The 22,821-nt window shown below is 33.0% G+C and carries 12 protein-coding genes and 1 tRNA gene; 11 read left to right on the forward strand and 2 right to left on the reverse strand.

Annotated features, from left to right (window positions below):
* Window positions 1-189: 189 nt before the first annotated feature.
* From FGM02_RS11815 to FGM02_RS11860, 10 genes are all read left to right on the forward strand, one after another.
* Window positions 190-261, forward strand: a tRNA-Glu gene (locus FGM02_RS11815).
* Between the two features lie 32 nt (window positions 262-293).
* The gene (gene rpsT, locus FGM02_RS11820) at window positions 294-545 is read left to right on the forward strand and encodes a 30S ribosomal protein S20 (protein WP_139958587.1); all 252 of its coding nucleotides are present in this window, start codon (window positions 294-296) and stop codon (window positions 543-545) included.
* Window positions 546-760: 215 nt separating this feature from the next.
* The gene (locus FGM02_RS11825; protein ID WP_139958588.1) at window positions 761-4,879 is read left to right on the forward strand and encodes a hybrid sensor histidine kinase/response regulator transcription factor; all 4,119 of its coding nucleotides are present in this window, start codon (window positions 761-763) and stop codon (window positions 4,877-4,879) included.
* A gap of 125 nt (window positions 4,880-5,004) precedes the next feature.
* Complete coding sequence (locus FGM02_RS11830; RefSeq protein ID WP_139958589.1) at window positions 5,005-5,808, forward strand: T9SS type A sorting domain-containing protein; 804 nt, start codon at window positions 5,005-5,007, stop codon at window positions 5,806-5,808.
* A gap of 219 nt (window positions 5,809-6,027) precedes the next feature.
* The gene (locus tag FGM02_RS11835) at window positions 6,028-7,917 is read left to right on the forward strand and encodes an alpha-1,3-galactosidase-related protein (protein ID WP_139958590.1); all 1,890 of its coding nucleotides are present in this window, start codon (window positions 6,028-6,030) and stop codon (window positions 7,915-7,917) included.
* Window positions 7,918-8,075: 158 nt separating this feature from the next.
* A complete protein-coding gene (locus FGM02_RS11840) occupies window positions 8,076-11,171 on the forward strand; it encodes a SusC/RagA family TonB-linked outer membrane protein (RefSeq protein WP_243739394.1) in 3,096 nt (1,031 codons plus the stop codon).
* 10 nt (window positions 11,172-11,181) lie between these two features.
* Complete coding sequence (locus FGM02_RS11845; protein ID WP_139958591.1) at window positions 11,182-12,927, forward strand: RagB/SusD family nutrient uptake outer membrane protein; 1,746 nt, start codon at window positions 11,182-11,184, stop codon at window positions 12,925-12,927.
* A gap of 15 nt (window positions 12,928-12,942) precedes the next feature.
* Window positions 12,943-14,607, forward strand: a complete 1,665-nt coding sequence (locus FGM02_RS11850) for a SwmB domain-containing protein (RefSeq protein ID WP_139958592.1) — start codon at window positions 12,943-12,945, stop codon at window positions 14,605-14,607.
* Between the two features lie 87 nt (window positions 14,608-14,694).
* A complete protein-coding gene (locus FGM02_RS11855) occupies window positions 14,695-17,709 on the forward strand; it encodes a T9SS type A sorting domain-containing protein (RefSeq protein WP_139958593.1) in 3,015 nt (1,004 codons plus the stop codon).
* A gap of 5 nt (window positions 17,710-17,714) precedes the next feature.
* Entirely contained in the window at window positions 17,715-18,257 is a 543-nt protein-coding gene (locus FGM02_RS11860; RefSeq protein ID WP_139958594.1) for a hypothetical protein, read from the forward strand.
* A gap of 324 nt (window positions 18,258-18,581) precedes the next feature.
* Here FGM02_RS11860 and FGM02_RS11865 read toward each other — a convergent pair whose 3' ends face one another.
* Complete coding sequence (locus FGM02_RS11865) at window positions 18,582-20,156, reverse strand: tetratricopeptide repeat protein (protein ID WP_139958595.1); 1,575 nt, start codon at window positions 20,154-20,156, stop codon at window positions 18,582-18,584.
* A 167-nt stretch (window positions 20,157-20,323) separates the two neighbouring features.
* Between FGM02_RS11865 and FGM02_RS11870 the strand changes: the two genes are divergently transcribed.
* The gene (locus FGM02_RS11870; RefSeq protein WP_139958596.1) at window positions 20,324-21,823 is read left to right on the forward strand and encodes an alpha-L-fucosidase; all 1,500 of its coding nucleotides are present in this window, start codon (window positions 20,324-20,326) and stop codon (window positions 21,821-21,823) included.
* Between the two features lie 24 nt (window positions 21,824-21,847).
* Here the strand turns inward: FGM02_RS11870 and FGM02_RS11875 are convergent, their stop codons facing one another.
* On the reverse strand, window positions 21,848-22,819 hold the full coding sequence (locus FGM02_RS11875) for a type I phosphomannose isomerase catalytic subunit (RefSeq protein ID WP_139958597.1): 972 nt from the start codon (window positions 22,817-22,819) through the stop codon (window positions 21,848-21,850).
* Between the last annotated feature and the right edge of the window lie 2 nt (window positions 22,820-22,821).

The following is a 22,821-nucleotide window of genomic DNA, read 5'->3' on the forward strand; positions in this document are numbered from 1 at the left end:
AAGTAAGTTGTCCATTTGCAATAGTTGAATGAAAATAATCATACACATTAACAATATTCTAAACTAAAACCCAACTTTTACACCTTATCCATTTTTAGAGTTAAAAATAATTTTATTTTTATGGTAAATAAATTTGTTAGATTGAATAAAGTTTGTATTTTTGCCTCGCTTTAAAAAAGCAGTAATACTGGTCCGTTCGTCTAGGGGTTAGGACGCATGGTTTTCATCCATGTAACAGGGGTTCGATTCCCCTACGGACTACAAAAAATTAAGTTTTTAAAAATATTTAAGTTATGGCAAATCACAAGTCAGCATTAAAAAGAATTAGAAGTGACCGCGAAAAGCAGTTGAGAAACAAATACCAGCATAAGACTACAAGAAATGCTGTTAGAAGTTTGAAAGCTTTGACTGAAAAGAAAGAAGCGGAAGAGAAACTTCCTGCTGTAGTTGCTATGTTACACAAGTTAGCTAAGAATAATATTATTCATAAAAGCAAAGCTAGTAACTTACAATCTAAGTTGACAAAACATGTTTCAGCTTTGTAAACAAAACAAAATTATAAAAAAGCCTCAAGTTTTACTTGAGGCTTTTTTTGTGCTTTATTTTTAGGTCTTTCATCTTATAAGAAAGGAGCTTTATTTTAGTGGAGGTTCTCAAGATTGCATTAGATAAGTTAGTCGATTTTTTATAAATTAAAAAAGGAATGTCAAATTAAATTGTTCAATATAAGTTTTATCTTGCGTGTTAAAAATTAATTAATATGTTCAAGTGGCTATTATTGTCTTTGTTATTTCCAATTCAAATTACTTCACAAGAAACCAAATTAGAGTATTATCAACAACTTACAATTTCTGATGGTTTAGCACATAATGGAATAACATCTATACTTGAAGATTCAAGAGGTTATATATGGTTTGGAACCTATGATGGTTTGAATAGATATAACGGATATGATTTTAAAATCTATAAAAATCTTGTTCATAAAAAAATTATAACAAGTAATAGGATTAGAGAAATTATGGAGGATAGTCAAGGTGATATTTGGATTGGAACCGATAATGGAATTTCAGTATTTGATTACTCTTCAGAAAAATTTAAAAACATTTATTCCTTTAATTCAGAAAACAAGATTGTTACTGGGCCTATTGTTCGAAAAATACTTGAAAACAAACATAGGAATGAAATTATTTGTACTACAGAAGGAAATGGAGTTTTAATTTTTGATAGAAATTACAAGTTGTTAAGGCATTTGTCTTTGGATACTGAATTTGAAAATAAAATTGATTATTTTGATGGACTGTTGCTAGATGATTCTAGATGTTTGCTGGCTACATCAATTGGTTTACTTGTTTTAAATACGGATACTAATAAGTTTAATAGAGTATTAGAAGAAGAAATAGCCTACTCTAACACGATTTGTAAATCGGATGATGATACTTTATTGATCTCATTAAAATATGGATTAGGAATTGTTGATTTTAATGTAACAAATGAAGGTTTTAAGTTTAAGTTCATAGCTAGAAAACTAGCTGATGAAGGTATCAACAGTATTACAATTGATAAATATAGAAATGTTTGGTTTGGAACTAGTAATGACGGTATCATACATTTAGACAATGTCGATAAGCTGATAACTAATAATACTGTTAAGAAATCATTTTTTAGAGAAAAATCTGGTTTAATAAGAACCAGTAGCCTAACGGTTACCAATAATAATGAGTGTTTAGTAGGGACTTATAATAAAGGAGTGTATAGGTTTAAGCTGCAAAAAAATCCGTTTAAGAGTTATAACACAAGTATGAATTACCAATATGGAATTGGTTCTAATGAAGTTATCTCTTTAGCTGAGCTAGACAAGGATCGTGTTTATTTATCGACTAATAGAGGTGGTTTTTCACTGTTTAATACAAGAAACGGAAATTTTGAAAAACTACCCTTTAAGCATACAAGAGATTATTTGAGTGATGGAGGGACTGTTTTTGTTGATTCAGATAAAAATACATGGATGAAAGTCTCTGTAATTAAAGGACTCAATAGAATAAGTAAGAATAATAAGCTAATAGATAATTTGTACTCAGATTTGGTTCCTTCACTTGGAAAAGATAAATCACCACGTTGTATCTTAAAAGATAAAAAAGGGAATTTATGGATTGGCGATTTTAGCGGCGTATACAAGATTAAATTTGATGAATTTGATCAAATAAAAGATGTTGAGGTTCTAAACAATAATAGTTATTTTAAGGATACTAAAATAGCATTAATTCGATGTATGTATTATGATGCTGCTCTAGATAAAATTTGGGTAGGAACAGATAGGCAAGGCTTGTTTTGTGTAAATGTAAACGATGATGATTCGTTAGAGAAATGCAAAGTGAATCAATATGTTGCAGATGCTAAAGATAAATTTTCCATCTCGAGTAATTTTGTCACATCTATTGTAAAGTTACCAAATAAAGAAATGTGGATTGGTACAGAAGGTGGTGGTATATGTAAGGTTAATCATAGTGATACAGCGCCTAGTTTTGTAACTTTTTCTGAAGAACAAGGCTTGTCTAACAATGTTGTTAAAGATATTTTGTTTGACAAAGAAAACAATTTATGGGTTTCAACAAATATTGGATTGAACAAGTTTAATAGGAAGGATTTAAGTTTTAAAAAGTACTCTAAAAATGAAGGCTTGCCTTTTGAAGATTTTAATACTTCTGCGGTCGCATTAAAAAACGGAAATTTTTTATTTTCAGGAATGAATAGTTTTTGTTATTTCAAAGCTGATGAATTAATAGATGACAAAAAAATACCCAAATTTGAATTCGGGGCACTGGAAATTTTTAATAAAACTATTTACCCTAATGATACTATTAATAATAGAGTTTTACTAAATAAACGTCTAGAAGAAACCAAAGAAATTGAATTGAAATATTTTGAAGATGTTTTTTCCATTGAATTAAATTCATTGCATTATTCAGCACCAGAAAATCATTACATAAAATATAAATTATCACCTATAAATGATGATTGGATTACAGTAGCTTCGGATCAAAGAAAAATTTCATTTAATGGACTGCAACCTGGTAAATATGAGCTTAGCGCAAAGGTGTCTAATTCATTGAAAAATTGGTCAAAGCCTAAAATGTTAAAAATTCGTATTAGCCCTCCATTTTGGAAAACTAATTGGGCAATATTTGGGTATATATTGTTACTCTGTTTATCGGTTTGTATAGGTTTTGTAGTCGTTTTAAAAATACAATCGTTACGGCATTCTTTGGAAATAGAACAAATGGAAAAAGACAATGTTAAAGATATAAATGAAGCAAAGCTTCGTTTTTTCTCCAATATTTCTCATGAAATTAAAACGCCACTAACACTTATTAATGTACCTATAAGTCTTCTGTATGAAAGATATAAGGTTGATTTTGATGCTAAACAAAACATTGAATTGATAAAGAGACAATCAAAAAAAATATCTCAGCTACTTGAACAGGTCTTTGATTTTCAAAAATCAGATGCAGATTTATTGAAATTGAACTATACTGAATTTTCATTTGATGAATTTATCAATAAAATTACAATCGATTTTAGGTTTATGGCCAAAAACGATGGAAAAACATTGGAAGTTGTTAAAAGCGGTACCGAAATATTTGTTTCAGCCGATAAAGATAAACTAGAAAAAATATTGAATAATCTATTAAATAATGCCCTAAAATTCACGAAACCTAAAGATACTATTAAAGTTGAGTATAGGAAAATTGATAATAACTTATATGTAGAAGTAAGTGATACAGGTAAGGGAATTCATGAGGAAGATTTATCACATGTTTTTGAGCGTTTTTATCAGTCAAAAAATAAAGAAAGTATTTATTCAGGAGGTACCGGTATTGGTTTGGCATTTTCAAAAAGACTGGTAGAAATGCATCATGGTCGTATTCATGTAGAAAGCAAATTAAATTTAGGTACCAAACTTTTTATAGAATTACCAATTGTTACTGAAAGCAATATAAATAAGGCAGTAATAGATGTAGAATTAATAATTGATTCCGAAAGAAAGAAGGATACCAATAATTTTGTAATTGAAGAAGCTGTTGCCGACTTAGAGGTTAATCAAGAATTTAGAAATTCTACCATTTTTTATGTTGAAGATCATATGGAAATGAGAATATTTGTATCAGGAATATTGTCTAAACATTTCAATGTTAAAACCTTTAGAAATGGTCAAGAGTGTTTAGATGCTTTGGATGAAGAATGGCCAGAAGTTGTGATAAGTGATTTATTAATGCCAGAGCTTAATGGTTTAGAGTTGTGTAAAAGAATAAAATCAGATATTAAAACAAGCCATATACCGGTAATACTGTTAACCGCATGTACATCAAGTGAAGAAAGAATACAAGGATTAAAGGATGGCGCTGATGCGTATATTAACAAACCTTTTGAAGCTGTTCATTTGATAACTAGAACAGAAGGTTTATTGTTAAATAGAAAACAACTCCGTGAGCGATATAGGATAGGAATTCCGTTAACGAAGCAAGGGAATAAAGAAAACAGTAACGATAATGAGTTTTTGGAAAAGTTGTATGTCTTGATGGCTGAAAATCTTGACAACCAAGAATTGGATTTAGATCAGTTTGCAAGAGCTTTATATATCAATAGGACACATTTTTACCAAAAAGTCAAGTCTTTGACAAATCATACCCCGTTTGAGCTTTTAAAAATATATCGCCTAAAAAAAGGTGCAGAATTATTAGCAGAAGGAGGGTTGTCTGTAAAAGAAGTTGCAATTAGGACAGGCTTTAAAAGTAGACCACATTTCACAAAATTATTTAAAGAAAAGTACAATATTACACCAGGAATGTATGCTAATGAGATAAAAAAAACATATTCATAATGCATCGTTAAATGCTTGTATTTGTGTAAAATATACTAATAGAATCTTCCTTTTTATTCATGTAATCCTCGTTTCGTAGCTTAATTGCTTGATTTGTTTCATAACTAATTTTAAAAATAATAATTATGAAATCAAATTTACCTAAAGCAATTTTAGTAGTGGCAGTATTATTTTCTTCCTTTATAGAATCTAACGCCCAAGTTACAGGTTTTGATACTACCGCCTACGGATTTGAAAACGGTGCTGCTGAAAACTGGACTCAAAATGCTGGATTTACAACCTCTACAGAACAAGCAGTGAGTGGTACAAATAGTATGAAAGCTGCAATTGATGGAAATACGAATGTACCTAAACTTCAAACTTGGAGAAATTCTGGACTTTCTGATGGATTATTTGATGTTTTAGCAGGTGATTACGAATTGAGTATTAAAGTTTATATAACAGGAAATGTTCCTACAACTTTAAACTTCGCCTATAATGGTACTGCTAGCGCATTTAAGAATATTCCATTTACAATTAATGAGTTGGCTCCTAATACATGGCATACCTTAACAGAATCTTTTAATGTAACTGCTGATGATACAGGTAGGTGGTTTGCCATACAGTTTTTTAGTTTTCCCGAATCTGGTTTAACAGGAAATGTATATGTGGATGATGTTACCTTGACGTCAGCCGCAGTAGCAGGAAATGAATCTTTGAGTTTAGATGCTTATAAAATTTATCCAAATCCTTCAAATGATTATGTAAACATTGCAGCTCCAAAAAATAGCTTGGTAAGGTTATTTAATTCTTTAGGAGTTCAAGTAATGTCTCTTCAATATGCTAACGACAAGCAAACTATTTCTACAAAAAGTTTACCTAAAGGACTTTATTTTGTAAAGATTGAATCGAATGGAAAAATTGCTACTGAAAAATTGATTGTTAATTAATCAGTCGCACCATCCTCAAATAGCACATTCTATTCATAATAGTTTGCTTTGAATTGAATGTGTTATTTGTTGTAAACTGAAAATCTTTCACAGTGCGGTAAATCGGTAATTGGTAGGTTTTATTACTGCCGTGCTCCTAGTTTTTACGCATATATACCTCTTCAATAATTGAATATTTGAAATTTACCATAAATATTCCTAGTTAAAATAGCCATCGAGATGCCAAAAATTTATACAAAGTCCTCCTTTTTAATAATTGCAATATTACTGTTTTTAGTCAGTTGTAAATCTTCTAAAACTGAACCAGAAGCTGTTTTTTTTAATTTGGAAATAGCTGAGGACGCAACACCGAAAGTATTAGCCAGAATTTTAGAGTCTGACAAAAAACCAATTTCCTCTATAAAGTTTCAGAAGGGCGTTTACCATTTTTATCCAGAAAGGGGCTTAGAAAAATTTTGCTATATATCAAATCATAATGATGTCGTCATAAAAACAGCATTTCCAATTTTTGATTTTAATAATGTAACAATTGATGGACAAGGATCTACTTTTATTTTTCATGGAAAAATGATTCCATTTTTGATAGATAATTCAAAAAATATTACCATCAAAAATGTATCCATTGATTGGCAAGTTCCTTTTCATAGCGAAGGATTAATTGTGGCGAATGATTTAAAAAACAAAACATTTGATCTTCAAATATCGAAGGAGTATCCATATGAAATTAGAAATGGGCAACTGTACTTTATCAAAGAGTATTATGAGCATAATTTAGGTCAAGCCATACTGTATGATAAAGAAAGAAAAGCTATTTTATTTGATACGGAAAGTTATACACCACTTACCTACTACAACTACTTACCAAGTAAAGAAAACAAAAAGGTCATAGATTATAAATATAAAATAGACCCAATTGCACCTATTCAGAATAAGATTGCTAGAGAGTATAGATTACGTGTTGTTGAGTTAAAACCCGGTTTAGTGAGAATTTTTAATCATGGGAAAAAAATTCCTGCAATAGGAAATATTCTTGCTTGCAAAGGAGAGCAACATGACAATCGATTAGCACCAGCTATTCGAATAACAAATACAAACGGTTTTAATGCGCTAAATGTTACCATTCATCACGCAGGGGGTATGGGAGTTATCGCAGAAAATTCAGCAGATTTAATTTTAGACAACCTAAATGTAATTCCATCAAATGGTAGAATGGTATCAACAACAGCTGATGCCACTCATTTTGTAGGGTGCAGAGGGAAAGTTGAACTTAAAAACTGCACTTTCAATAATCAATTAGATGATGCTTCTAATATTCATGGCACCTATCAAGAAGTTGTAGCTATTTTAGACAAAAATACTATTGGTGTCAGAATGGGGCACTATCAACAGCAGGGATTTGTAATAGGTAAGCCTAAGGATTCAATTGGCTTGGTCCGTTTAAGTAATTCCTTTTTTCATTATGAAAGCCTGACCGTTAAAGAAATTAAAAAAATTAATAGTCGCTATCAAATCATAATATTTAATGAAGGACTACCAGAAACCTTAAAAACAGGAGATTTAATTGAAAACTTAACGGCGTATCCAGAGGTGTTAATTGAAAATTGCAACATTAGCAACAACAGAGCTCGAGGGCTCCTTTTATCCTCTCCAAAGAAAACTGTAATTAAGAATAATTTTTTCAGCACAGAAATGGAAGCTTTATTGATTCCTGTTGAAAGTGGTCATTGGTTTGAATCAGGGAACGGAGCAAACATTAGTATTGTCGGAAATACTTTTCAGGATTGTAATCACAGTGGTTATAATCGAGGAGTAATTCGCTTTGTGACAGATGATGACAATGAAAACATAGCCTTTACTAATATTAAAATCTGTGATAATAATTTTAAGCATTTTGACAATTTAATCGTAGAAATAGCAAATACGGATGGCCTTTTGTTTAAAGGGAATACGATTTCTAGTTCAACAACATTTCCAAAATTACACAACCAAAAATCTGCAATAACCATCAAATCTTCAAAAAATATTGAGTTCGTAAACAATGTGTATGCAGGCAATGCACCAACTATTTTATCGAAGGATGCGGATATGGATAATCTAGAGTTTAACTAAAATTAAATAAATATGAATAAACCAATTAAAAATACGGACGTATTTGTAGCCTCTGGCTAGGAGGTGCTATTGTCCGGAAAAACCATTTTAAACAAACCAGAACTTAAAATACAAAACTAAAAGTCTCTAGTTTGAAAACTAAATTATACTTAAATAAAATGAAATCTAAAAAAATAATAAGTTTAAAAAAAAGGCTTGGGAATTATACGCTCATCCTGTTTCTAGCATTTTTTTATGGCAATACAACTGTTCAAGCTCAGAAAATGACTGTGACAGGCGTCATTTTTGGTAAACAGGATAATCAGCCAATTCCAGGCGTAATGATTTTAATAAAAGGGACCACTATTGGAACCACTACAGATTTTGATGGAAAATATTCCATAAAAGCAAATACAGGTGACGTTTTGGATTATACATACATTGGTATGGTGTCAAGATCGATAGTCGTTGATCGTTCAATAATTGATCTAACCATGGAATCAAAGGTAGAGGATCTTGAAGAGGTTGTGGTTATTGGTTATGGATCTGTTAAAAAGAAGGAATTGACAGGGGCTGTATCTAGCGTGAAAAGTCAAGATATTGAGAATGTTGTTACCTCGGATATCGGAAATGCTATTCAAGGTCAGGTTTCTGGTGTAAACATCATTAGTTCTGCTGAACCTGGTGGTCAGTCTGAAATTCTTATTAGAGGTATTACTTCTATTGCTGGTTCAAGTACACCTTTATTTGTAGTTGATGGTATCCCACAAGAGGGAGATCCTGGAATTCCTCCAAGTGATATCCAATCAATCGATATTTTAAAAGACGCGGCATCTGCTGCCATTTACGGAACAAGAGGGGCTTCAGGTGTTGTCTTAATTACAACCAAACAAGGTAAATCAGGCTCTTTAGCGGTTCGTGTAAATGCAACTTATGGTATTCAAGACATAACATCGGGTACTCCGTTAATGAATTCGGAAGAACAAACTTATTTCAATTTAGTTGCTAATAGAAATACTTCAAATTCTACCGATGATGTGAGTGTTTTAGGTCTTGCAAGAAGTACGAATGGATTTCAAAATAATACGGACCTATCAAAGTTGGTGTTTATTGACAATGCAGCTTTTCAAAATTACAACATAAATGTTTCAGGTGGGACAAATGACATTAAGTACAATGTTTCTACGAGTTTGTATAATAAAGAAGGGATCATAATTAATTCCGATTTTAAGAGATTCAGTACGAGAGCCAACACAACCTATAAACAAGGGAAATGGAATATTAGTACAAGTGTTGGGCTTAACAAAGAAGAGACATCGAGAGCTCCGGGTGGAATGATTACTCAAACCATTCGATATTTTCCAACGCAACAAGGATTGGCCATTAATGATGATGCGTCTATCGAAAGTTTAGGAGGTGATGAATCTAACAGACTTGGATGGGTTATTGATAGTTTCGATAATACAGATATAGAATCTGTAACAAAAACATTTGCAACGTTCAATGTGAATTATGAACTATTGGAAGGACTAAACATTTCATCTAGGGCTGGTATTAACGAAAGCAACAACTATAGAGATAAGTTTAATGGTTATACGCCAGTTATCAACTCACAAACAGGAGAACTTTTAAGTAATTCGGCCAATAGTTTTGTTGAAAATAGAGCGCTTAAAAGATCTTCCAACGTTTGGGAAACTTTTGTAACCTTTAAAAAACAACTAGATGAACATAATCTTACGTTAACAGGAGGTTATACACGAGAAGCGTATTTAGGAAAAGAGTTTACCGCAAAGAAATATGGTGTATTAAGTAATGATATCAGAGTTCTGGACAATGCCAGTTTAAATCCAGATGCAAGTTCAGGTAACTACTATACAAGTACTATTATTGGTTTATTAGGTAGGGTGCAATACAATTATAAAGGAAGGTATTTTTTAAGTTCAAGTATACGTAGAGATGGTTCTTCAAAATTTGGAGAAAATAGAAAATGGGGAATTTTCCCTTCAATATCTATTGCTTGGAATGTTTCTGATGAAGAATTTTGGAGTCCCTTAAAAACGGTAGTTAATAATTTTAAGCTTCGAATTAACAGAGGAACATTAGGGAATAATAGATTTAATGATTATTCATTTTCAGCCGGAATTACTAGTGGAATTGATTATTCTTTTGGAAGAGAAGGGAGTGATGTGTTAAGTTTAGGTTCTGCACAAACCGTATTTGCAAATGCATCTGTAAAATGGGAAACAAAAAAAGAGACCAACTTTGGATTGGATTTAGGTTTGTTAAGAAATAAAATAACAGTATCTGCTGATATATATGATATTCGAAATGAAGACATGTTATTTCCAATAGTATTGCCTGGTTCTGCTGGAGGAGGAAATAATTCTCAAGTAGTTCTAAATGTTGGTAATATGACAAATAAGGGAGCGGAAATGGCCGTTGCTTATAGAGACAAGATTGGAGACTTGAAGTTCAGAATGAATGGAACTTTTACAACAAATGATAATAAAATTACTAAAATTAATGGAGAAGGAGGTTTTCTATATACCAACGATTTTGGTTTAATTAGTGGGGCTAAAAGTAGTTCTCAAGTGACTGTTTTAGCTGAAGGCTATGAAGCGGGTGCCTTCTTCCTTTATCCAACAAATGGTATAGCAGATACGGCTGAAAAATTAGCAGAATATCAAATGATCGCTCCGAACGCACAAATGGGAGACCTTATTTATGTAGATTCAGATGAGAGCGGCTTTATTTCAGATGCGGATAGAAAATATAGCGGAAGTGGATTGCCTGAATATGAATTGGGGTTTAATTTAAATTTAGACTACAAAGGTTTTGATTTATCTACGCAATGGTATGCTGCACTTGGTCATGAAATCATGAATGGAGCTGAAGCTACTGCCTATGGATGGGGACGACACAAAGATTTAGTCTATGCGTGGTCGGAAGCAAATCCTACAACAACGATTCCTGCTTTTAGAGGGAATGTGAAAAATCATCCAAACTTTAAAGGGTATACAGACTTATGGCTAGAAAAAGGCGACTATTTGCGTTTAAAAAATGTCACTTTGGGGTATAGTTTACCAAAAAGCTCAATCGAAAAAATGGGATTGACGAAACTTAGGTTTTATGCAACGGCTCAAAATCTTTTAACGTTTACAAACTATGAAGGATATAATCCTGAAGTAGGTGGAGGGATTAGTGCTAAAGGTTTGGATAAAGGGAATTACCCTGTAACCTCTCAATATTTATTTGGATTGAACTTAAACTTTTAACAGAACTATCATGAAATTATACATATATAAATATTTTTTTATTTTCATTCTAGGAGTTTCTTTAGCAGCATGTGATGAGGAATTTTTGACAGAATCGAACCCGAATTTAATTGCCACAGATAATTATTGGCAAAATTTAGATCATACCGAGGCTACATTAAATGCAACCTATTCTACAATGCTGAACCATTATGTGCTTTCCCTTCTAGAGGAATCATGGAGAGCCGATATGGGGTGGCCTGGATATGGACGCCCAACTCCGGATAATGGTCAGGGAAAAACCTATTATTTTAAAACTTATACAGAAAGTGACAGTTCGATAAAAAATAAATGGGAAGCACTTTATCAAGGTATCTTTAGAGCGAATCAAGTTATTGCAGCTTTAGAAAATCTTGAAGGATCCGTCGATGAGGAAAGATGGACATTACAAATGGGACAAGCTCGATTTTTAAGAGGCTTATATCATTTTTATCTTCATACATCCTTTAATAATGGAAATGTGGTCATCAGAGACCGTGTTCCATCTAGTCAGAAAGATTTTAATGCTAGCGTTTCTCCGTCAAGTGAAGTTATTGCGTTTTTTAGGAAGGATTTACAGTATGCATATAACAATTTACCAGCCAAATATGAAGCTGCTGCAGGTGATGTTGGTCGTGTTACTTCAGGTACAGCCGCAACTATTTTAGGTACAAGTTATTTGTATCAAGAAGAATATGCAAATGCACTTAGTTTATTTAATGATGTAATTGATAATCCAGATTATGGTTATGGTTTGGTTGCTCCAAATGTACTATTTACAAAAGCTGGGGAATTTAATAAAGAATCTATTTTCGAAATAGCTTATAATGTTACGCATAGGCCTGAACTAGGGCAGTGGGATGAGTTGAGTCAAACCAACAGACTTGTAAACCAATTAGGAGCCAATAATTCAACAATGCCAGCATGGATTCAGTATAAGTACAAAACGGAGCCTATGGATCCTTTAGATGACAGGAATTACTATATAGATGCAATCGAAGGTAAAAAACTTCGAAACGTTCCATTAAGGGCTTCACAAATGGTAACTCTTATTGAAGATGAACAAACGCTTTTTTACTTAAACTACAATGTGAGTGAAAAAATGAAAAGTGGTGCTACTGGATGGGGTTTTGGACACTGTAAAAAATATTTAAACCATGACCACTTAGAAGATGAAAATAAAAACCCTAAAGGGAGTTGGAATTCGGGTAAAAACGTAGTAGTTAATCGGTTAGCTGAGGTGTATCTAATGCGAGCAGAATGTTTTATAAAAACAGGAGATATTACAAATGCTCTAGCCGATATTAATACTTTAAGAAGTAGATGGGGCTTAGAATTATTAGGAGCAGCGCTAGATGCGAATCACACTTACAACGGTGTTAATTATACTGAGCAAACTTTAATGGATCACTTAATGTATACTGAAAAGCCGCTAGAGTTGTCAAATGAAGGCCATTCTATAAGATGGACAGATTTACGCAGATGGGGAATAATCAAAGCTAACTTTGACAGATTGGCAAATGAAGTTTATTATGGTGTTGATTATAGTTTCACCAAACTCGACGGTACAACTGGATCAAGTGGTGGTGGTTCCATTGCTTCTGGACCCGAGCCAGCAGCTTTTAAGCTAAAAGTAGATTTTGAATATGATTTAACGGCTAATAATTACATTCCTGAACTTCATGATTATCTTCCGATACCACTTAGTGAGGTTACAAGTAATTCTAGTATAGATTAATTAAAAAACATGATAATGAAAAATTTTAAAATTCTAAATATATGTTTTGCTTTACTCGCACTAGTGAGCTGTCAAAACAATGATGATTATGTGGCGCCAGATTCGTTGTCGGATATTTCTTGGTACACAAGTATTCACCCAGGCTCTCCATTCAATAAAGCAACAGGTGATCATATTTCTTTTATGGATGTTTCACAGGGAGCTCTAAGTCATGAATGGAGAATTGAAGAAGGAAATAAATTTTTAAAGACTGGTTTTACAACAAAGGATTCACTTCCACTTTTTGTGAATCCAAAACTAGGATTAAGTACTACTGATAAAACGGTACATGTTTTATTTATGAACGAAGGTGTTAATAAGGTTTGCTTAAAAAACACCTTTAGTGAACCCGTTACGTTTCAAAGTGCTGATGGGCCTATTTCTGCAGTACAAGAAGGTGATGTGTGGGTGTTTGAACGTTGTTTTGAAGTTGATGTTGTTGCAAAAGAAATTATGCCTTCATTTAAAGTTCTTCAAGATGGAGTTGAAATAATGACGATTGCTGCTTCTGATGAACCAAAGAATGAAGATGCTGATTCATGGCCAATAATTGATGTTGAAGTAAATAAAACATTAACTTTTATAGATTTAACAACAATCGGAAATCCTAATGATAGAATTTGGGAAATTGCAGGTACTCCATCAATGTCTAATGATTCTATTGCAGAAGTAGCGTTTCTTCAATTTGGAACAACGTTTAATGTTGGTAAATTAACTTCTGCTCGAGTAGATCCATTGCCAACACAGAAAAACTCAAAAGTGATTCCATTAAAAGTTAGAGTTGTTTCTTCTTCGGCACCCTTTGAAATTTTAAGTGATATTACTGAAAATCAATCAGAAATTCTTTCTTTTCAAGTGGCGGGTACTGTAGATTCTGGGTCTTTATTCGGACAAAATGGAAACTTTACAGTGAACGTGAGTAATTCAAAATCTGGGTTTAATCAAGATATTGCAGTAGAGGCTGTTGGAGTAAATATTAATGATGGAACAATATTAGAACTTAAACTTTCTGAACCTATCTATAATACTGATGAAATTACGGTGTCTTATGCAGGTGGAACTATTCAATCTACAGATGAAAGGTTATTAGCTGATTTTAGTAATAAGAAGGTTGTTACTCATTTTGATACAAGTTTATTTGCTTCAGATTCACGATTTAGTTTTGAGGTAGAAAGTAGCGGAGATGGAGGAAATACTTCAGGTTTTTGGTGCCAGCATTTACCTTCATTTTTGGGAACTACAGATGAGGTTACAGCTGCTGATGGCCTTAGAGTTGTAAAGTACAATGTGGCCGATTATGCAAGTGCGCCAGGTACCTCTAATTTTTGGGGACCAGGTGCCGATTTAAAGGCGTTAGTGCCTACTCCAGGTGCTTATCGAATTTCTATTAAGTTTTATAGAAAAGCAGGGGCTACGGTCAGCACTATTCGTACGTTAACAAATCCTTCATGGAAAGTCTCTTTCTGGGATTTTAGTGCTTCCAATGACGATTGGATCACATTAGAAAATGACATTGTTACAACCGCTCCATTAGATAAATTGGATTTTCAAATTAGAAAAAGTGATAATCCAGGAGTTACGGGGGAGCAGACTTTTTATATGGATGACATACAAATAATACCTTTAGAACTAAGACCCTAAGAAAAGGTTTAGTTTCTAATTTAATAAAAAGAATAACCCTCTTGTTTTTTCAACACTGAGGGTTGTTTTTTAATTAAATCAACATTTATGATGAAAATTAAAATTTCGTACCTTTTTTATATCTGCACTCTTTTTGTTTTTAGTGAAGTAGGGCGTGCACAAGTAAGAGTTCCAAAAATAAATATTGAAGATTTTAGCGGAACAGAAGCACAGGCAAATGAAAAAAAGAATGAATTACTAGAGCTTATCAAGGAAGCAGAAGCATTAGGAATTGATACCAACAAAGAAAAAATGTCGGTTAAACTTGCTGATGTATTTTTGGTTTATGCCAATTGGGATGAGCAAAATGAAGTCTTATACACTGAATTATTTGATGGAGTACATGAATTTCACGAAACCACACCTGAAAACCTTGCAAAATTTCTTGCTACCTATGAAAGGAGTGAAGTTATTACCGTATTAAATGAGGCTATTTCTACATTAAAGTCTCTAATAAACGGAGAAATTACTCGGAAACCGGTTCCCGTTATCGATTGGTCTAAAATTTCATACGATAAAAATAAACTTGTTTATAATGGCCGTCCTGTGTTTTTGGCCGACTATACTTGGCAGCCAGAAATGGCGGGAGAACATGATGTTTCGGAATTTTTCGGAGACTATGGTAGTTTTTATTTTTCGCCGAATATGGTAAAAAACGAAAATGGTGAAATTACTCCTTGGGTTAATAATAGTTTAAATAGCAAACCTACCGGAAATTTTGGTACCACATTTATAGGACAAAGTAATATTCCAAATTGGCTAGAAATAAAATATCCAAAAATTAGAAATGGTGAAGCATATTATACAAAATATGATATCAGTAATCCTGGGGCTACAGAAATTATGGAAAAATTATTGGCCGGAATTGTACCCAAAACTAAAGGAAAAAATTACACAAAACAAGGTTATATGTTAACCAACGAACCTCATTGGAACTTATCTGGTAGTTGGGCTGTTGTTGACTTGTCTGATAATGCCATTGATAGCCTAAAGGTTTGGTTGAAAAACAAACATGATAACATTGCGAATCTAAATGCAAAATGGTCGAAGAGTTATGCTAGTTTTGATGATGTTTCTGTTACAACGCCTATTCCTGCTAGTCAACAAGGGGGCGCTATGTGGTATGATGTAATGAAGTTTAATCAAGATCGAGTAACAAATTGGTTTGGTTTTATAGATAAAGAAGTTAAAAAACATGACCCTGATGCAAAAACACATATCAAACTAATCCCTGGTCATTGGGGAGGAAATGTAAGGTATCATGGTTTAGATTTTGAAGCCTTAACAAATTTAACGGCCAATATTGGAAACGACGCGGGTACAAAAAACTCATGGAGATGGGGTGGAAAACAAAGTTGGGAAAGTAGGTATCACTTTTTTTGGAGAGACATGGCTATGACGTATGATTTTTTTCGATCTGTTTCACCAGATAAGGTAAACTATAATTCCGAAGGACATTTTTTACAATCAGTTGCTTTTACCGATTTATTTTTGGATCCAAATTATGTGAGGTCGGCATATTGGTTAGCTACTTTACAAGGTATGAATTCTGTTCAGTCTTGGTTTTGGCCTAGGCTAAACGATGGAAGTCTAAAATCAGACGGTAGTAAAGAAGAATTAGCAGGTTCTGCAATAAATCAGCCAAGAGTTGTTAATGAGATTGCATCAACCATGATGGATTTAAATTCTCATTCTGAACATATAGATGCTTTACAACATTTGAGACAACCCATAAGAATTTTTTATTCTGAAACTTCGGCTATTAATAAAGGCAAACATATGGATGATCTATTTCAATTGTATGAAGCGCTTTATTTTGAAGGGGTGCCTATTGGTTTTGCTACTGAAAAAATTATAAACAATCAAAATAACTCGCTTTGGGATGTTGTTGCCGTATTCAATACAGAATATGTTACAAGTAATGAGTTAGCTGCTTTACAATCTTATTTAGATAATGGTGGAACTGTAATACTAGATGCGCTTAGTCTTAAAAAAGATGAGTATGGGAAAGCACATACTATTGCCCTAAATACAAATAAAGGAGGTGCAATTATTGCTTCTTCATCTTTAGCAGATATTTCATCGAAAGCCTTGAGTTTTACAAATACAAAAGGAAGTTTTTCCAATGTCACACTAAATGAAACCAATGCTTTAAACTTAAAAGGCTGTGTTTGGAAAGCTTATACAAATGCGGAAGGAGAAAATATTATTTCGATTGTTAACATAGGGAAAACCGAAGCAAATTTAGTCTTAGGATTGCGTAATGTTTCTAATTCTATTAGTTGTACTAACCTTTTAACAGGAGAAAAATTAGATGCCAATTTTACAATGGCTCCAGAAACGGTTTATTTGCTTTCAGTAAAAGAAAAAACCATTGCAGACAATAAGTTTACGATAAGTACTACTAGCGAAACTTGCGTAGGTCAGGAGAATGGGATAATTGAAATAACAGCTGATTTTGAGCAGGATTACAAAGTCGTTTTTAATGGTATCACTAAAAATTTTTCAAAAGAAATTTTAATTGAAAATATAGCTCCTGGAAATTATGGATTGTGTATAAATACAGGAAGTTCTACTTTAGAAAAATGTTACAATTTAGAAATTAAAGAAGCACAAGATATTGCAGGGAAATCTAGGTTGAAATCTGAAAAATTAGAAGTTGAAATGGAAAAAGGAACGGCTCCTTTTAAAGTTGTACTTAATGATGAAGTTATCCTAGAAACCTATTCAAAAACATTTTCAGTTAATGTGGAAGATGGAGATCAAGTTAAAATAAAGTCAAGTAATATATGTGAAGGCTTGATGGAGAAGAGTATCAATTTATTTGGAGCTATCAAAGCATATCCTAATCCAAGTTCGGGAAAGACGGAAATTAACATTCCTACAAATCATAATCAGATTTTAGTTGGTATTTATGATATACGGTCTCGGCTCATGTCTTCTAAAAATTACCTAGTAGAAGCTGGAAAAATAAAATTGAATATTGAAGATTTACCAAAGGGAGTTTATTTTGCAAAATTGTTATTGGAAAAACCAGTAATTGTTAAATTAATTAAAAACTAAAGATCATGAAATTAGCTAATTATTTAAGTTTGATGCTTTTGGTTATTTGGTCATGTGGAGGTGGAGATAGTCCTATTGATGAAGTTAATTTAGCTCCTGCTCAAGTCAATACACTGATTTATCCAACGGATAATCTGTTATGTATTAATAGTGATATAAATTTTGAATGGGGTGCTGCTACAGACCCTGATGGAGATAATATAAAGTATATTTTAGAAGTGTCAGAAAACGAGAGTTTTACAAATACAGATATATATAAAGTATCGGAATTGCAAACAACAATTACATTAGAAAATAACAAAAGGTTTTATTGGAGGGTTCAAGCCGAGGATTCAAAAAACTTAAAAGGACCATTTTCAAATGTGAATAAATTTTATACAGAAGGGATAGGAAGTGTAAATCATTTACCATTTTCACCAGAATTAGTAGGTCCGGAATTGGGGGCAGTTATTTCTAAGGATACTGCTACTTTAATATGGAGAGCAAGCGATGTTGATATGGATGCTTTAAGCTATGACGTGTTTTTAGATACCGCTAACCCGCCATAGGAGAAAATTGCTGAGAATATTGATGTAAGTTTAAAAAATGTTGACTTAAACGGTGGTACGACTTATTACTGGAAAGTGGTGGCAAAAGATAGCCATGGAGGAGAGGCAATGAGTACAATTTGGTCTTTTCAAACGGATTAAAAAACGAATAGGTAAGTTGCTAAAAATCCTCAAGTAAAACTTGAGGATTTTTTTGTGCTTTAGTTTGTATAAAGTCCATTCTTTATGCAATGAATTAATAAGTAAGTCCGTTTTGAATTTAGCTTTTTGTATGGGGCTAGAAGATTCGCTTTTTATCGGTTCGGTTTAGGCAAGCCTCAATGGTTACAAAACGGCAATATAATTACTCAAGCTTTCTTCTCTAGATAAATTTAGTTTTTTACGAACTCGAGATCTAGCCATATGAACGCTATGTAAGGATATCCCTAAAATCTTAGACATTTCCTTGCTGTCAAATTTTAATCGAATCAAAGCGCAATGTTTTAAGTCGGTAGGGGTAAGTGTAGGGTGCAATTTTAAAAGTTTTTCGTAAAATTTATTATTGGTTTTCGTAAATCGAAGATGAAAATCATCCCAAATTTTTTCATTCGTTTTTCTGTATTTGCTATTTAAAGGTTTGAACTGATCTGGTACATGTTCTTTAATCGTATCTAATAATTCTTTTACGGCATTTTCTTTTTCAATTATTTGCAGGGCATTGGCCGTTAGTTCTTTGTTCCGAGTATGTAAAATCGCATCTTTTTTCTCCCTTTGGTACAGCATGTTTTTTATTTTAGAACGTTGTCTAAAAGTGAAAAAGGCAACTGCAGTCAATACAATTAAAATAAAGATGAGCAATTTCAATCGAAATTCTGCTTTGTCTTTTAGACTCAATAATTTATTTTGAGCAATTATCTGTGCTTCCTTTTTATTCAAAGCCTCTTGGTAGTTGTTCTTAATTTCGAATAGTGCTTTGTTATGTTTGCTTTGCGTATGAAAAAGCGTGTCTGAAATTGCTTTTGCGGCCTTCATATAAGCATAGGCCTCTTCTTTTTTATGATTGATAAAATGCAAGTTGGCCAATTCTTCTAAAATTCTGGGTTTTATTTCGATGTGTACCTTCATGGTATCAATGGTTTCTATGGCTTTTTTATAGAAATAGATGGCAGCATCTCGTTGTTTTAGTTGGAGGTAATAATCGGCTTGAAAGGAATACACCATGGCTAAAAAAGCTTGTCTGTTCTTTTCAAATTCTGTGACAAGGTTTTTTAAATAGGCTTTGGCTTTCGGTAAATTTCCTTTTTTTGTATAAATATGCGCATAATACGCATCTGTATAGATGAGTCTTTTTTTTGTGGGCTGACTGATATAGCAGGAATCTAAATACGTTAAGGCATTGTTCAACTCGTTCATATTTATATACTGTTCTGCAATAGAAAAATAAGCACCTGATAATTCATTAGCTTCTCCGGTAGTTCTAATAGTATTTAATCCTTTGTTAAGGTGCACTAAGGAAAGGCTGTCTTTTCCATAAATTCCATATAAGATACCAAGTTTTCTGTGAATTTTACTAAAAGAACTTTTTTCTGTATCGTTTTTTGCAAGGGGAAGAATGCTCCATAAAGTTTCAAAAGCATTGTTGAATTTTCCACTTCGTTTTTCCAATTCTGAAATACCGAGCATACATTCTAAATAAGCTGAGGTGTTTTTTTGTTGTTTGTAGTAAACTGCTCCTTTTCTAAAATACAGAAATGCAGCTTGCTGATTTTTTTTAGAAAGTGTGTAACCGTACTCAATAAATTTTTCAGGTTGAATTGTTGAATCTATTTTTTGTTGAACACTATTTGCATATACTGGATAAACGAATAAAAGCAGAATTGCTATGGGCAAATAAATTAGGAATATTTTGTGCGACCGCATTTGGATTTTTTTTACAATTGAGCAGAAATAAGGATAAACATAGTAAATATAGTTTAAATGGAGGCTTCTAATTTTTTATATGTAGTTTTTATGTAGGTGTATTTCAATGAAAAAGTACGAGACTTGGTTACTTTTGAACACCAAACAAACCTAAATCTTTATAAGCCATGAACAAGAATGTTTTATTTATTTTCGGAACAATTGTCTTACTACTTTCTTGCGAAAAAACTTCAAAAGTAAAGGTGAAAAATACATACCAAGCAGATTGGTCTTCCTTAAGAAAACATCAAACGCCTGAATGGTTAGATGGAATGAAATTTGGAATTTATTGTCATTGGGGGCCACAAACTATTGAACGTTTGCCAGGAAATGAAGGTATTACAAGGTTAGCTGCCATTGAAAAATGGAAAGGAGAAAAATTTGACGCCAAAGCTTGGGTCGATCTTTTTCAAGATGCAGGTGCACAGTTCGGTGGACCCGTGGCATGGCATGGAAGTGGGTTGTTAAATTGGGATAGTAAGTTAACCGATTGGAATTCCGTAAATCATGGACCAAAAGTAAATATTTATGGAAGCTTGGTAAAGGAACTTCGTAAAAGAAATATGCCCGTAATATCTTCTTTTCATACGGGGAATTTTTGGGAAAGAATGTGGGGACGATTGTCGTGGAAAGATAGTACCTACTTAGATCCTTATCAGGACAACTCAGCCTACGCTACTCAAAATAAGGGGCGTATTGCCACAGTGATATTTGATGCTTGGTATGATCGTATTACGGAGGCAATAGATACCTACGAACCCGACATGATTTGGTTTGATGTTGGTTTTGGAGGCACTGTACTAACAGATTTAAAAAAGTATGCACACAAAGGCCGACTTTTACCCGGAAAACCAAATGATTTAAATACGGTGCCAGAAGGGTATCAGCAAAAATTATTGAGCTATTATTTTAACAAAGCTGTTGATGCCAACAAAGCAGTTGAGGTTATTTACAAAACGCATGATATTCCTACAGGTATTGGAATGCGAGATATTGAAGATGGGAATTTAATTGGTTTACAGTACGATCCTTGGATGTCGGATGTAAATATGCAGCGCCATTTTGAATGGAAGACAACCTGGTTTTATAATCCTGTTAACAAAGTGAAGTCGGCTGGAACTTTGGTAGACATGCTGATAGATATGACTAGCAAAAATGGACGAATGTTGTTAAATGTTCCTCCATTAGCGGATGGAACTTTTCCTGAAGAAACCAAAAAAGAATTGCATGCAATGGGGAATTGGCTGAAACTGAATGGTGAAGCAATTTACAATACCATTCCTTGGGTTTTCTTTGGTGAAGGTCCTACAGAGGTAACTAGCCCAGGGCATCACGGACAAGGAAAAAATCATGGAGATTTCATTCCTAAATATACAGCCGAAGACATACGTTTTACGCAAAATGGAAAAAACTTGTATGCTATTTGTATGGAGTGGCCAGGAGAAAGTGTGGTTATTAGAACGCTTGGTAAAAACGGAAAATTACATCCTGGAGATTTGAAATCGGTTTCTTTATTAGGTTCGGAAGAAAATTTAAAATGGAAGCAAACTGAAAAAGGTTTGGAAGTCCAATTTCCAAAAGCAAAACCTTGCGATTTTGCCTTTGTTTTGAAAATTGTGAGAAATTAATTCGATAAGTATTTCAATGAGATTTTATAATGACACTTCTAAAATTTTTGAGTTTTTAGATTGTAATGTAATTGCTTCAATAGCAGCTGGGAGGAAAATTGTTTCTCCTTGGTTTACATTGGTAAAAAGTTGATTGTGTTCTATGGTAAAACTCCCTTCAACACACATATAAATAACGAAGGAGTCTAAGCTACTGTAATCAATTTTGATTTCTTGGGTAAGTTCAAGTATGTTGGTTTTAAAATATGGGGAATGAACTAATTTTACGGAGCTATTTTCTGTAGTTTCATATGGCGTTTTGTAAGAGTTATAAAAGTTGTAATCAATAGCGTCCAGTGCCAAATCTGTATGAAGTTCTCTTTCTTTGCCGGTGCTTTTTTCAATACGATTGTAATCGAAAATTCTATAGGTAATATCTGATGTTTGCTGAATTTCGGCAATTACAGTACCAGCTCCTATGGCATGAACCCTACCTGTGGGAATGTAAAATGTATCTCCTTTTTTTACCTTTTCGACGTTTAAAATGTCTAATATATTCCCCGAATCTAAAGCTTGTACATATTGAGTTTTGTCTGTTTTCTTGTTAAAACCAACAATAAGTTCTCCATCGTTTTCAACATCCATAACATACCACATTTCATTTTTACCAAAGGTATTGTGTCTTTCTTTAGCCAATTCATTACGTGGATGCACTTGTATAGATAAGGGTGTTTTGGCATCAATAAACTTTATTAATATGGGAAAGTTCTCTCCATATTTTTCATAAACTTTGTTTCCTACAAATACACCTTTGTATTTTTCAATTAACTCTTTCAAAGTTGCTCCTTTCAAATGTCCATTGGCTACGATAGAAACGTCTCCTTTTACATCAGATATTTCCCAGCTTTCACCAATGTTCGTTTTGATGGAGTCTTTTTTAAAGTTTTTAATTAATTTCTCTCCTCCCCAAATGCGTTCTTTTAAAATAGGGGTGAATTTAATAGGATATGGCTTCATAA

The sequence above is a fragment of the Flavicella sediminum genome (assembly GCF_006381105.1).
Classification (GTDB): domain Bacteria; phylum Bacteroidota; class Bacteroidia; order Flavobacteriales; family Flavobacteriaceae; genus Flavicella; species Flavicella sediminum.